The 14,285-nt window shown below is 71.6% G+C and carries 2 protein-coding genes and 1 pseudogene; all 3 read left to right on the top strand.

What is annotated here, in order from left to right:
* Positions 1-344: 344 nt before the first annotated feature.
* Complete coding sequence (locus ABZ319_RS20805; RefSeq protein ID WP_354988087.1) at positions 345-7,610, top strand: SDR family NAD(P)-dependent oxidoreductase; 7,266 nt, start codon at positions 345-347, stop codon at positions 7,608-7,610.
* 5 nt (positions 7,611-7,615) lie between these two features.
* Positions 7,616-8,986 (top strand): annotated as a pseudogene (locus ABZ319_RS20800) (beta-ketoacyl synthase N-terminal-like domain-containing protein); the annotation flags it as partial.
* Positions 8,981-14,263 (top strand): SDR family NAD(P)-dependent oxidoreductase, encoded by a 5,283-nt coding sequence (locus ABZ319_RS20795; protein ID WP_354988090.1) that lies wholly within the window; start codon positions 8,981-8,983, stop codon positions 14,261-14,263. The pseudogene ABZ319_RS20800 and the gene ABZ319_RS20795, both read left to right, overlap by 6 nt.
* Positions 14,264-14,285: the final 22 nt, after the last annotated feature.

Here is a 14,285-nt window from a genome sequence, read left to right as displayed (position 1 = left end):
TGTAGTTCTGAGGTGTGCTATTCGTATGTTTTTGGGCGTTGTCGCGACCGGACTCGTCAGGCGGCCGGCCGGCCGATTCGCGGGCGGCGCACCCGGAGTCATCGGTTGCGCCGCTCGCCGATTCCGCTGAGTCCGGAGTGCCGCAGCGGGTGTCGCCGAGCGGCCTGCCCGCTGAGTCCGAAGTACCGCAACCGGCATCGCGAGGCGTTCACTCCGGCGATTCGGCGTTGTCGCGACCGGACTCGTCAGGCGGCCGGCCGGCCGATTCGCCTGCGGCGCAGCCGGAGTCATCGGTCGCGTCACTCGTCGATTCCGCGGCGGGGGAGCCGGAGTCGTCGGGGCAGGTGCTGCCGTTCCTGGTCTCGGGGGCCTCGGACGCCGCCCTGTACGCGCAGGCCGACGCGCTCGTGCGCCACCTCGCCGGCGTCGGTGACGGGGACCTGGAGTCCCTGTCGTCAGCCTTGATTCGTGATCGCGTCACCTTCGGGGCGCGGGCTGTGGTCACGGTCGCTGATCGCGACCACCTGATCGCGGCATTGTCGGGTCTGGCAAAGGGGACACCAGGGGCCGGAGTGACGGTGGGCGCGGCCGCCAAGGGCACGGTGGGCGTGGTCTTCGGTGGGCAGGGCAGTCAGCGCGCGGGCGTGGGAAAGCTTCTCCACCAGAGGTTCGCAGCCTTTCGGGAGTCTTTCGACGCGACGGTGGCGCTACTGGACGAGCACCCCGGCGCGGCGGTGCGATTCCCGATTCGGGAGGTGGCCTTCGGCGCGCCCGGCACGGCCGGGCTGATCGACGACACCACCTACACCCAGCCGGTGATCTTCGCCGTCGAGGTGGCCTTGTTCCGGCTGCTGGAGTCGTGGGGCGTTGAGATCGATACGGTCGCAGGGCATTCCATCGGCGGTGTGGTGGCCGCGCATGTGGCGGGCGCACTGTCGCTGGAGGATGCAACCCGCCTGGTCGCCGCGCGCGGCCGGTTGATGGGCGCGCTGCCCCGCGGCGGCGCGATGGTCGCCGTCGAAGCCGCGGAGGACGAGATCCGGGCTGCGATCGAGCAGGCGGGTGCGGGCGAGACGGTGTCGGTAGCGGCCGTGAACGGCCCGCGCGCGGTGGTGATCTCCGGTGCGGAGCAGGCGGTGCTCGAGGTGTCGGCGGGACTGTCCGGCCGGGGCAGGCGGGTCAAACGGCTCGTGGTGTCGCACGCCTTCCATTCCGCGGCAATGGATCCCGTGCTGGCGGAGTTCGCCGAGGTGGTGTCGGCGCTGACCGTCACCGAGTCCCTGGACCGCACGCTCGTCTCGGACCTCACCGGTGCGGCGATCACCGCCGCCGAACTGTCCGACCCGGCGTACTGGGTGCGCCATCTGCGCGGCACCGTGCGTTTCGCCGACGTGGTCGCCGCGCTGCGGGCCGGCGGTGTCGGGGTGATCCTCGAGCTCGGCGCGGACGCGGTGCTCACGCCGATGGTGTCGGCCGTCCTGGCCGAGAGCCCCGACCCCGTGGTCGCGGTCGCGGCCGTCAGGAACGGGCGCGACGAGATCGCCACGGTGCTGTCCGCGGCCGCGGCCGTGCACACTAACGGTCATACGGTCGATTGGACCGCGATCGTGCCGCCGCAGCGACGAATCACGCTGCCGACCTACGCATTCCGGTACGAGCGATTCTGGGCGACCACCACCGCGGCCGCCGAGCCGGGCCGTGGCGAGCATCCCCTGCTCGCCACCACCGTCCGCCTCGCCTCCGGCGAGGGCGTTGTCGCGACCGGACGGTTGTCCGTCGCGGATCAGCCCTGGCTGGCCGAGCACGTCGTCTCCGGGCGGATCTATGTGCCGGGCACCGCGCTCGCGGAGCTGGCATTGCACGTTGCGGACGCGGTGGGCGTCGACGCGGTCGACGAACTCGTGATCGAGACGCCGCTGGTGCTGAACCCCGAGTCCGGTACCGAGGTCCAGGTCAGCGCGCACCGGGTCGATGAGCACCACATCGTGGAGATCCATTCGCGCCCGCCCACGGATCCGACCGCACCGTGGATTCGGCACGCGGCCGGCCGGCTCGATCGCTCCCGGGCGAGGTCCGTTGCGGCGGTGCCGGATTCGTGGCCGCCCGCGGACGCCGAACCCGTCGATATCACCGACGCCTACTCCCGGTTACTGGCCACAGGCCTGGACTACGGTCCCAGCTTCCAGGGCGTGCGCGCCGTCTGGCGGCGCGGGCAGACCCGCTACGCGGAGATCGCCCTGCCGGAATCCGGCCTCACGGACCCGGCGGGCTACGTGGTGCACCCCGCACTGTTCGACGCCGCCCTGCATCCGGTCGCGCTCACCGACCGGGAGCCCACCGCACCGCGCATTCCGTTCGTGTGGAGTGGATTCCGGGCGCACTCGGCCGGGGCCACGGCGTTGCGGGTGAGCTTCACCGTCACCGCCGACGGGCTGAGCGACCTGCTCGCCACCGATCCGGCCGGTGCACCGGTCTTCTCGGTCGACAACCTCGTGCTGCGCGCGGCCCGGACCGAGCACGCACCGGCACAGGAGGGTCTCTACGAGTCGGCATGGGTGGAATACGCGCTGCCGGAGACGACATCGACCGGCGAACACCAGGTCTGGGATTCGTTCGGCCTCGACGCCCCCGCACACGCGGCGCTGGCGCTGCTGCGCGAGCCGACGGAGCGCGCGCGGATCCTGCTCACCCACAACGCCATTGCCGTCACCGCCGATGACCGCCCGGATTCCGATGCCGCCCCGATCTGGGGCCTGGCCCGGGTGGCCGCCACCGAGCGCGCCGGAACGATCACGGTGATCGACACCGACGACGCGGACGAGTCCCGGCACATCCTGCTCCGCGCGCTTGCCGCCGCCCGCGAGGAACCGCAACTCGCGTTACGCGCGGGCCGCGCCTACGTACCCCGTTTGGTTCACGCGGGCACCGCCACCGAGACCCGGTCGGTAGGAGAGGGGGTCGCCGCACGGCCTCGGTCGGCGAGCGAGAACCTCGCCGCCGAGCCTCGAACGTGGGACCCGGAGGGCACCGTGTTGATCACCGGCGGCACGGGTGGTCTGGGTGCGCTGCTGGCCCGGCATCTGGTGCGGCGCCACGGTGTTCGGCACCTGATTCTGGCCAGCCGGCGGGGAGCCGGTGCGCCGGGAGCTTCGGAACTGGCAGCCGAGCTGCGCGGTCTGGGTGCGCAGGTGCTGGTGGTCTCGGCCGACCTCAGCGATCGTGAGACCGTCGCCCGTGTGCTGGCGGCGGCGACCCCGGCGCATCCGCTCACCGCCGTGGTGCACGCGGCAGGAATCGTCGATGACGGTGTGCTCGAGACCGTGTCCGATGAGCGATTCGACGCGGTACTCGCACCGAAACTGGTGGCGGCGCAGATCCTCGACGAGCTGACCCGCGACCTCGCGCTGTCCGCTTTCGTGCTGTATTCCTCGGTTGCCGGGCTGCTGGGCACCGCCGGGCAGGCCGCCTACGCGGCCGCCAATACCGGCCTGGACGCGCTCGCTGCCCGGAGGTACGCGGACGGGCTGCCCGCCGTCTCGCTGGCCTGGGGTCTGTGGTCCGAATCCAGTGGCGTGACAGCGCATCTCACCGACGCGGACCGTGCTCGACTGGCCCGTCAGGGCGTGCGTGCGCTATCGGCCGAGCACGGACTCGACCTGTTCGACGCCGCCGTCTTCCACCGCGATACACCGCTGCTGGCCCCTGCGCCCCTGGACCTGTCAGCGTTCGAGCGGCCCGGTGCCACCGTGCCCCCGCTACTGCGCGGATTGGTGCGGACCCGGCGCCGCCGGGTGGAATCGCCCGTCCACGCCGCGGAGTCGGGCTTGGCCGCGAAGCTGCGGGGGCGGTCAGCCGAGGAACAGCGGGCGCTGCTGGTGGATGTGGTGCGCCGCGAAGCCGCCGTGGCGCTCGATCATCCGGACCCCGTCGGTATCCGTGGCGACCGCGCCCTGACCGAACTCGGCCTGGACTCGCTCACCGCGGTGGAACTGCGCAACCGGCTCGCGACCGCGACCGGATTGCGGCTGCCCGCCACCCTCACATTCGATCACCCGACCCCGCAGGCCATTGCCGAACTCCTGCACACGCGGCTGATCGGCACGGTCGAGACCGGCTCCACCGCCCGCACGGCGGACGCCACCGACACCGATCCGATCGTGATCGTAGGCATGGCCCTGCGCCTGCCCGGCGGTATCGAGACTCCCGACGCGCTGTGGCGACTGCTCGACACCGGCGGGGACGCCATCTCCGAATTCCCGGCCGATCGTGGCTGGGATCTGGAATCGCTCTACGACGCAGATCCCGAGCGCACCGGCACCTCCTACACCAGGCACGGCGGGTTCCTGGTGGACGCCGCCGATTTCGACGCCGGACTGTTCGGCATCTCACCGCGCGAAGCCCTTGCCACCGACCCGCAGCAGCGACTACTGCTCGAAACCAGCTGGGAGGCACTGGAACGCGCCGGCATCGATCCGACCTCGTTGCGCGGCAGCCGAACCGGGGTGTTCGCGGGCACCATGTACCACGACTACGCCCCGCACATCCAGGACGCGCCTGCCGACCTGGAGGGCTACCTCGTCAACGGCAGCGCGGGCAGCATCGCCAGCGGCCGCATCGCGTACACCTTCGGTTTCGAAGGTCCCGCGCTCAGCGTCGACACGGCCTGCTCGTCCTCGCTGGTAGCGCTGCATCTGGCGGCGCAGTCACTGCGGTCGGGGGAGAGCGACCTGGCGCTGGCGGGCGGGGTGGCGATCATGGCCAGCCCGGCCACCTTCGTGGAATTCTCCCGTCAGCGCGCACTGGCCGCCGACGGGCGCTGCAAGGCGTTCGCGGCCGCCGCGGACGGCACCGGGTGGGCCGAGGGTGTCAGCATGCTCGTGCTCGAAAGGCTCTCCGACGCACAGCGATCCGGCCACCCGGTGCTCGCGGTGGTGCGCGGGTCGGCGGTCAACCAGGACGGTGCGTCGAGCGGCCTCACCGCGCCCAACGGTCCCGCGCAGCAGCGCGTGATCCGCCGGGCGCTGGCCAACGCGGGCTTGACCGCGAGCGAGGTCGACGTGGTGGAAGCGCACGGGACCGGCACCAAGCTGGGCGATCCGATCGAAGCCGAGGCGATCATCGCGACCTACGGCGCCGAACACGCCCCGGACCGACCGCTGTGGCTGGGATCGCTGAAGTCGAACGTCGGCCACACCCAGGCCGCCGCCGGTGGCGCGGGGATCATCAAAATGATTCTGGCACTGCGCAATCGACGGCTGCCGCGGACCCTGCACATCGACGAGCCCACACCGCACGTGGACTGGGCGGCCGGCACGGTACGGCTGCTGACCGAGGCCCGGCCGTGGGAGCCGCGGACCGCGCCACGCCGGGCGGGCATCTCCTCGTTCGGCGTGAGCGGCACCAACGCCCACGTCATCATCGAAGAGCCGACAGCGCTCGAACTCGGCACCGCTCCCGGGGATGTCACGAAGGTGGCGGCACTCGAACCCGGCACCGGTCCGGGAGACAACTCGAAGCCCGTCACGGTCGTAACGAGTTCTGCGGCCGGCGAATCAGAGCTGACCGGTGCGCCGGACTCAGGCGCCGTGCAGGCCGGTGCCACGGAACCCACGGTGCTCGGCCCCGCTACGGCACCGGCGGATATCGCCGATGCCATCGTGGTCGCGAGCGGCACGTCGACCGGCGATTCCGCGAAAACTGACGCCCCGCCGTCCGAATCCGGGACGGAGGGTTCGGCGGCCCCGACCGTGTGGGCGCTGTCCGGGCACGATGCCGCCGCGCTGCGCGGACAAGCCGTTGCGCTGGCGACCTATCTGCGGGCCCGGCCCGAACTCGCCGACGCGGATGTCGCACGCACCCTGTGGGATTCGCGGGCAGCGCTCGCCGAGCGGGCCCTGATCGTGGGGGATGCGGCAGAGCTGCGTGCCGGTCTCGAGGCGCTGGCCTCCGGCGCGGCGCTGCCCGCCCATGTGGTCACCGGTGCCGCCGATGTGACCGGGCGGACCGTGTTCGTGTTCCCGGGCCAGGGCGGCCAGTGGCCGGGTATGGCCGCCGAGTTGTACCGCACCGCTCCGCTTTTCGCGCACCGGCTGGAGGAGTGTGCGCGAGCGCTGACGCCGTTCGTCGACTGGCCGGTGCTCGAGGTCCTGCTCGGCCGGGCCGAAATCGACACCGACCGGGTCGACGTGGTGCAGCCGGCGCTGTGGGCGATCATGGTCGCACTCGCGGAGCTGTGGACCGCCCACGGCGTCCGCCCGGACGCGGTGGTCGGCCATTCGCAGGGTGAGATCGCCGCGGCGGTGGTGGCCGGTGCGCTGTCGCTCGAGGACGGTGCGCGAGTGGTCGCGTTGCGCAGCAAAGCGATTGCCGCTCATGCCGGACACGGCGCGATGGCGGCGGTCTCGTTGTCCGCGGCGGCCGGCGCGGAACTGGTGGCCGAGTACGACGGCAGAATTTCGCTGGCCGTGGTGAACTCACCGACCTCGGTGGTGCTCTCCGGAGCGGTGGAGGCGATCGAGGAGGTACTGGCCCGGCTGGACGCGCAGGGGGTGCGCAACCGGCGAGTGGCGGTCGACTACGCCTCGCACTCCGCGCAGATGTACGACCTGCGTGCGACCCTGCACGCCGAACTCGCCCCGGTGCGCCCGGCGGCCGCGACCATTCCCGTGCTGTCGACGGTATCGGCGGACTGGCTCGACGGCCCGGAGCTAACGGGGGAGTACTGGTTCGAGAACCTCAGCGGCACGGTGCGATTCGAGGAGGCCACCAGGGTGCTGCTGGCGGGCGGGTACCGCGCCTTCGTCGAGATCGGCCCGCACCCGGTGCTGTCCTCGGTGCTCGAGGAAACCATTGCCGAGGTGGGTACCGCCGCCACGGTCGTGGTGGGCACCCTGCGTCGCGACGAGGGCGGCCCGCAGCGCATCGCGCTCTCGGTGGCCACGGCGGTCAGCCGGGGCCTGACCGTCGACGCCGAGACACTGCTGCACGGCGCCGGCCACCGAATCGAGCTGCCCACCTACGCTTTCCAGCGCAGCAGGTACTGGATCGACGCGGACCGCTCGGCCTCGCGCCGGGGTGACCGGCTCGAGCGAGCCTCGAGCGAGATCGTCGAGACACCGAGTCCCGTCGTCCTGGATCGGTTCTCCGGCCTGGACGAGACCGAGCGGCGCGGCGCGGTGCTGGAACTGGTTCGGGCGGAGACCGCGGCCGTTCTCAAACACGGCAGTGCCGACGATGTTCCGGCCACTCGTGCTTTCCGTGAACTGGGCCTGGACTCGCTGACCGCGGTGGACCTGCGCAACCGGCTGCGAACCGCGACCGGACTGGCGCTGCCCGCCACGCTCATCTTCGACCATCCGGCCCCCGAGGCGGTCGCGGAGTACATCGCCACCGCCCTGCCCCGCGCGGGCAGCGTCGATCGCGGCCCGATCGACGCCGATGACGCGCTGCGCGCGCTCGAGGAACTACTGACCGGCGGCGGCGCGGCCGACAACGAATCGGTCGCCGAGCGACTGCGTTCGCTCGCCGATCGCCTCGCCGCACCCGGAGCCGAGGTCGACCTCGACTCCGCCTCCGACGACGAACTATTCGACCTGGTAGACAGGAACTGACCGCGATGGCCACCGAAGCCAAACTCCGTGATTACCTCAAGCGTTCCATCGCCAAGGAACAGCGCCTGCAGCAGCGCCTCGACGAGATCGAGGCCCGCACCCGCGAACCGATCGCCATCGTGAGCACGGCCTGCCTGCTGCCCGGCGGGATCTCCTCGCCCGAACAGCTGTGGGAGCTGGTGGCGGCCGGCGGCGACGCGGTCGGCCCCTTCCCCGCCGATCGTGGCTGGGATCTGGAGGCGCTCTACGATCCGGACCCGGACGTGCCCGGCACCTCCTATGCCCGGCACGGCGGATTCCTTACCGGTGCGGGCGAATTCGATCCCGAATTCTTCGGCATCTCGCACCGCGAGGCGCTCTCGATGGACCCGCAGCAGCGATTGCTGCTGCGGGTCACCTGGGAGGCGTTCGAACGCGCGGGCCTGGACCCGCACGCGTTCAAGGGCAGTCGCACCGGTGTGTACGCCGGACTCGCCGGCCACGACTACGGTTCGCGCCTGGACCCCGTCCCCGAGGAGCTCGAGGGCTACCTCGCGATCAACAATCTCGGCAGCGTGGTCTCGGGCCGGATCGCCTACACCTTCGGTTTCGCGGGCCCCGCTGTCACCGTCGATACGGCGTGCTCGTCGTCGCTGGTGGCACTGCACCTCGCGGTGCGGGCGCTGCGGGCGGGGGAGGTCGATTTCGCGGTCGCGGGCGGCGCGTCGGTGATGTCGACGCCGATCGGGTTCACCGAGTTCTCCCGCCAGCGCGGATTGGCCACGGACGGGCGCTGCAAGGCGTTCTCCGACGACGCCGACGGCACCGGCTGGTCCGAGGGGGTGGGAATCGTTCTGCTGGAACGACTGTCGGAAGCCCGCCGCAACGGCCATCAGGTGCTGGCGGTGGTGCGCGGCAGTGCGATCAACCAGGACGGCGCCTCCAACGGCCTGACCGCACCCAATGGACCGGCCCAGCAGCGCGTGATCCGCGAGGCGCTCGCCGACGCCGGGCTCGGCGTGGGCGACGTCGACGCCGTCGAGGCACACGGCACCGGCACGGTGCTCGGGGATCCCATCGAGGCCCAGGCCATCCTGGCGACCTACGGCTCACGCACCGGCGGTGAACCGCTGTTGCTCGGCTCCCTGAAATCCAACATCGGTCACGCCCAGGCCGCCGCGGGCGTCGCGGGCGTGATCAAACTCGTCGAGGCCCTGCGCCACGGCAGCCTGCCCGAAACCCTGCATCTGGGTACGCCGTCCACACTGGTGGACTGGGATTCGGGCCGCGTCGAACTGCTGTCGCGAGCACGTGACTGGCCCGAGACCGGCCGCGCCAGGCGCGCGGGGGTCTCCGCCTTCGGAGTCTCGGGCACCAACGCACATGTCATCGTGGAGCAGGCCGTCGACGAGCCGCACGACGGCGCGACCGGGTTGCGGACCGACGAGGACGGGACCGCCCCGGAACCACGTCGGGCCCCATCCGCCGCCGGGCCGTTGCCACTCGTTGGTTCGGGTAGCGATGCGCATGTAGCACTCGGGCCGAGCGCGGATGAGCCGCCGGGGGATTCGGATGGGTTGCCGGGGGCTGCGGACGGCACCCCGGAAGCGGATGACACGTCGCTCGGTGCTCGGCCGTTGCCGTTCGTGGTCTCGGGCAGAGGCGTGGACGGCTTGCGCGCGCAGGCGGCACGGCTCGCCGAATTCGTCGCGGGCAACACGGTCGAACCGGCGTCGATCGCTTCGGCGCTGGTCCGGGACCGGGTCGCGCACGACACCCGCGCGGTCATCGTCGCGGCGGAGCGAGGCGAGCTGACCGCCGCCCTGGAGTCGCTGGCGAACGGACACGCGACAGCCTCGGCGGCGCTCACCACGGCCGCCATCGGGGGAGTCGGTGTCGTCTTCGCCGGGCAGGGCAGCCAGCGCGCCGGAGCCGGAGCTGCCCTGTACGAACGGTTTCCGGTGTTCGCGGCGGCCTTCGACGCGGCGGCCGGCGCGCTGGACCGCTATCTCGGTGCGGCCGTCGAGCATTCGGTGCGCGATGTCGCCTTCGGCGCGCCGGGAACCGAGGGTCTCATCGATTCGACCCTCTACACCCAGCCGGTGATCTTCGCGTTCGAGACCGCCCTGTATCGGCTGGTGGTGTCCTGGGGCGTCGAGGTTCGCACTGTCGCCGGGCATTCCATCGGCGGGATCGTGGCCGCGCACGCGGCGGGGGTGCTCTCGCTCGGGGATGCCGCGCGGCTGGTCGCGACTCGCGCGCGATTGATGGGGGCGTTGCCCGCGGGCGGGGCGATGATCGCGATCGAGGCCACCGAGGCCGAGGTGCGAGCGGTCATCGACGCGGTGGCCGCCCGCGCGAGCAGCGTCGCCCACGCCGGCGACGGCGCCGTTGTGGCGCTGGAGGATTCGCCGCGGGTGTCGATCGCCGCGGTGAACGGGCCCGATGCCGTGGTCGTGTCCGGGGTCGAGGATGCGGTGGTGGCGGTCGCCGCCGAACTCACCGGATCGGGGCGGCGGGTGAAGCGGCTGACGGTCTCGCACGCGTTCCACTCACCGTTGATGGAACCCGTTCTCTACGAATTCGCCAGTGTGGTGGCCGAACTGGACTTCGCCGAACCCGACGGGGTCACGCTGATATCGGACAGCACCGGCGCGGTCGCCGGTCGCGACGAGCTGGCCGAGCCCGACTACTGGGTCCGGCATCTGCGTGGCACGGTGCGATTCGCCGACGCGGTGCGCACGGCACGCGCGCAGGGCGTGGGAGTGTTCCTCGAGATCGGGGCCGATTCGGTACTCGCACCGCTGATCTCGGCGACCCTGACCGAGGACGAGGTCGCGGTGACGGCGCTGGTGCGCCGGGGCAGGCCCGAGGTCGCCACGGTACTGACCGCCGCCGGGGTCGTCCACGCGCACGGCCAACGGGTCGACTGGGCCGAGATCGTTCCCCGGGCTCCCCGTATCACCCTGCCCACCTATGCCTTTCAGCAGCAGCTTTTCTGGGCCGAACCCGTTGCCCGGACCCGTATCGGCCACGCGGCCGGAGCGACGGCCCTGGACCATCCGCTCCTGTCGGCGGTGATCACGGCGGCCGAAGGCGATCGACTGCTGCTCACCGGGCAGTTGTCGTTGCGCACCCATCCGTGGCTGGCCGACCACGCGGTCCTGGGCACGGTGATCGTGCCCGGCACCGCACTGCTCGACCTGGTGGCCCGCGCGGGTGAGGAAGCCACACTGCCGTCGATCGAGGAACTGATCGTGGAGTCCCCGCTGGTCCTCGGTGAGAGCGCCGTCGATCTCCAGGTAGCGGTCAGCACGAACGGGGACGGCACCTCCGCCGTCACGATTCACTCCCGGCCGCTCGGCGGTGCCGCTGATGCCTGGACCAGGCACGCGACCGCCGTGATCGGTCCGGAAAACCCCGCGAGCACCGTGGATCTCGGTATCTGGCCGCCGCCGGGAGCCGAACCCGTCGATGTGACAGACATCTATCCCACGTTGTCGGCGACCGGCCTCGCCTACGGTCCCGCCTTCCAGGGACTGCGCCGCGCCTGGGAGCGCGACGACGAGCTCTTCGTCGAAGTGGAACTGCCCGAATCGGCGGGCACCCGGCCCGAGGGCTTCGCTGTGCACCCGGCACTGCTCGACGCGGCGGTCCACCTCCCCGCACTGCGGGCGCTGGCCGACGTACCGCCCGGACAGAACCGCCTGCCCTTCGCCTGGACCGGGGTCAGGATATTCGCCGCCGGCGCGGCGGCACTGCGGGTCCGTATCGCATCGACCGGCCCCGACACGGTCGCCATCGACGCCGCCGACCCGTCCGGGGCGCCGGTCCTGAGTATCGACAGCCTGGTCGCACGCCGCGTGTCGACCGCCCAGTTGCGCTCCTCCCGTGCGGAATTGCGCGACACCCTGTTCGAGGTCGTCTGGACCGATCACGCCGCCACCGCCGGGCCGGCGCACTGGCTGGTCCTCGACGGCGGTACCGGTTCGCGGTTGGTGCTCGACGCTTTGCGTGCGAGCGGCCACCGCGCCGAAACCGAGAACGAGAGTATCGACCGCGGTCTCACCGGAAGCAATTCTGGTGGAAGTGATCTCGGTGGTGGCCGACTTCCCGCAGCGGGTTCCGGCGACCTCCAGACGGGTGCGAACGGCCCCACCGGCAGCAAGCCCGCAAGAGACGACGCCGCCGATGGTCCGGCTGGTGGACGCCACCCGATCACCGACACGGCGGCGCTGGGAAGCAATTCCGCCGTCGACGCCGCGATAGTCGCTGTTTCCGACGTCGATGCGTTGCTGCCGGTGCTACAGCGCTGGCTCGCCGATCCCGCGACTCTCACAGTGCCGCTCGTCGTACTCACGCGTGGCGCTGTCGCCATCGGCGAGAGCGAGGTGCCGGACTCGGCCGCCGCCGCGGTGTGGGGGCTGGTCAGGTCGGTGCAGGCCGAGCATCCGGATCGGTTGCTGCTCAGCGATATCGATGACGCACCGGAATCCTGGTCCGCGCTCGCCGCGGCCGTGAACGCGGCGGGCGATGGCGACACCCAGACGGCGTTGCGGACCGGTCGGATCTCGGTACCCCGACTGCGGCGCTGGGATCCGCCCGCCGGGGAGACCTCGAGCTGGGACACCGCGGGCACCACGCTGATCACCGGTGGCCTCGGCGGACTCGGCGCGGAGGTGGCACGCCACCTGGTGCTCACGCACGGGGTCCGGTCGGTGGTACTGGCAGGGCGTCGGGGCGCAACCACCGAGGGCGCGGCGGAACTGGCCGCGGAACTCGAATCCGCCGGTGCAGCGGTCACTCTCGTGGCTCTCGATGTGACCGATCGCGCCGCGCTGCAGGAGGTCCTGGCGGCCATCCCGCCGGACCGGCCGCTGACCACCGTCATCCATGCCGCCGGCCTGGTCGACGACGGACTGTTCGACACCCTCACCCCCGAACGAATCACCGCCGTCGCCGCGCCCAAGAGCGGCGGCGCCCGCACCCTGGACGCGCTGACTCGCGCACTCCCCACCGTGTCCCGATTCGTGCTCTTCTCCTCGGTGTCGGCCCAACTCGGCGGTCCGGGCCAAGCGGCCTACACCGCCGCGAACGCCGAACTCGACGCCATTGCCGCACAGCGACGTGCACTCGGCCTACCGGCGGTCTCCATCTCCTGGGGCCTGTGGGAACGCGCGAGCGGCACGACAGCGGCGCTCTCGGCCACCGACCGTGCGCGCATAGCCAGAAACGGGCTGCGAGCCCTGCCGACGGCGACCGCACTGGCACTGCTCGACGCGGCCGTAGCCGATACCGCCGAGTCCGCGGCGGCCACCGCTGTGCCGGTGATCGCTGACGACCTCACCGCGGGGGCAGACGGTCACGGGGAAGCAGTCGTGAACAACCCCGCCGTGGTCATCGCGGCCGGATTCGACGGGCGGGCACTGGCTCGGCGGACCGATGCGCTGCCGCCGGTGCTGCGGTCGCTGGTGCCGGTGCGGCGGCGCACCGCCGCCCGGGACGCGGATTCCGGATCGGTGCTGCGTTCGATCGCGGCATTGGACGGGGCGGCTCGGGAGCGTGCCCTGCTCGACCTGGTGCGCGCCGAAGTCGGGGTGGCGCTGGCTCATCCCTCTCCCGATGCCATCGCCGGTGACCGGGCGCTGATCGAACTGGGGCTGGATTCGCTCAGCGCCGTCGAGTTGCGCAACGGGTTGGGGCGGGTGACCGGGCTGCGCCTGCCCGCGACCCTCACCTTCGATTATCCGACGCCGCAGGCCATCGCCGACTTCCTCGGCGGCCAGGTCGGGGAGACTCCGGAACCGGCTGCGGCGGCGGGTGCCGTGAGCGCGGGCCTGTCCGCGATCCACCGTCGAATGCACGACGCCGGAAAGCATTTCGAGGCCGCGCAACTGCTCGTTGCCGCGTCGCACGCACGCACCACGTTCGCCGTGGACGAGCGCGCACGGCACGCGCTGGCTCCGATCCGGCTCGCGCAGGGGCCGGGGGAGACCGTGGTGGTGGCGTTCCCGGCGGTGAGCGCGATCTCCGGTCCGCACGAATACTCCCGTGTGGCACAGGAATTGCGCGGTGAACGCGATGTGTACGTGGTGCCCGCGCCGGGATTCACGGCGGGTAGCGATGACCTGCCCGATTCGGTCGACACCCTGGTACGGCTGGGCGTGGAGGCGCTCATCGAGGCGGTCGGTGATCGCCCGTTCGTGGTGCTGGGCCGTTCCATGGGCGGCTGTGTCGCGCACGCGGTTACGGCCGCCCTCGAATCGGAGGGTCACGCGCCACGCGGGCTGCTGCTCGTGGACAGCTATCCGGTCGAGGCGGCGCTGGAGCCCGGCATGGAATGGTGGACCGGGGCCATGATCGGCGGCATGCTCGCGCGCGTCGACCGGTTCGATATGGCCGTGCAGGACGAGCGGCTCACCGCCATGGGCACCTACAACCGGCTGTTCCTGGACTGGCGCGCCACCCCGGTGCGCACGCCGATCCACCTGTTGCGCTCGGATACTCCGCTGCCCGGTACCCGCACCGACGGGCCCCGGGACTGGCGGGCCTTCTGGCCGGTGCCGCACGACACCGCCGACATTCCCGGCGACCACTTCACGGTGCTCGAGGAGGACGCGGTCACGACCGCGCTCGCCCTGCGCACCTGGATCGATACCCTGGAACACGCGTAACGACCGAACAGCAAAGCCCGGC

This window comes from Nocardia sp. NPDC005978 (assembly GCF_040614455.1).
GTDB lineage: Bacteria > Actinomycetota > Actinomycetes > Mycobacteriales > Mycobacteriaceae > Nocardia.
This window is presented reverse-complemented; position numbering and strand designations above follow the sequence as displayed.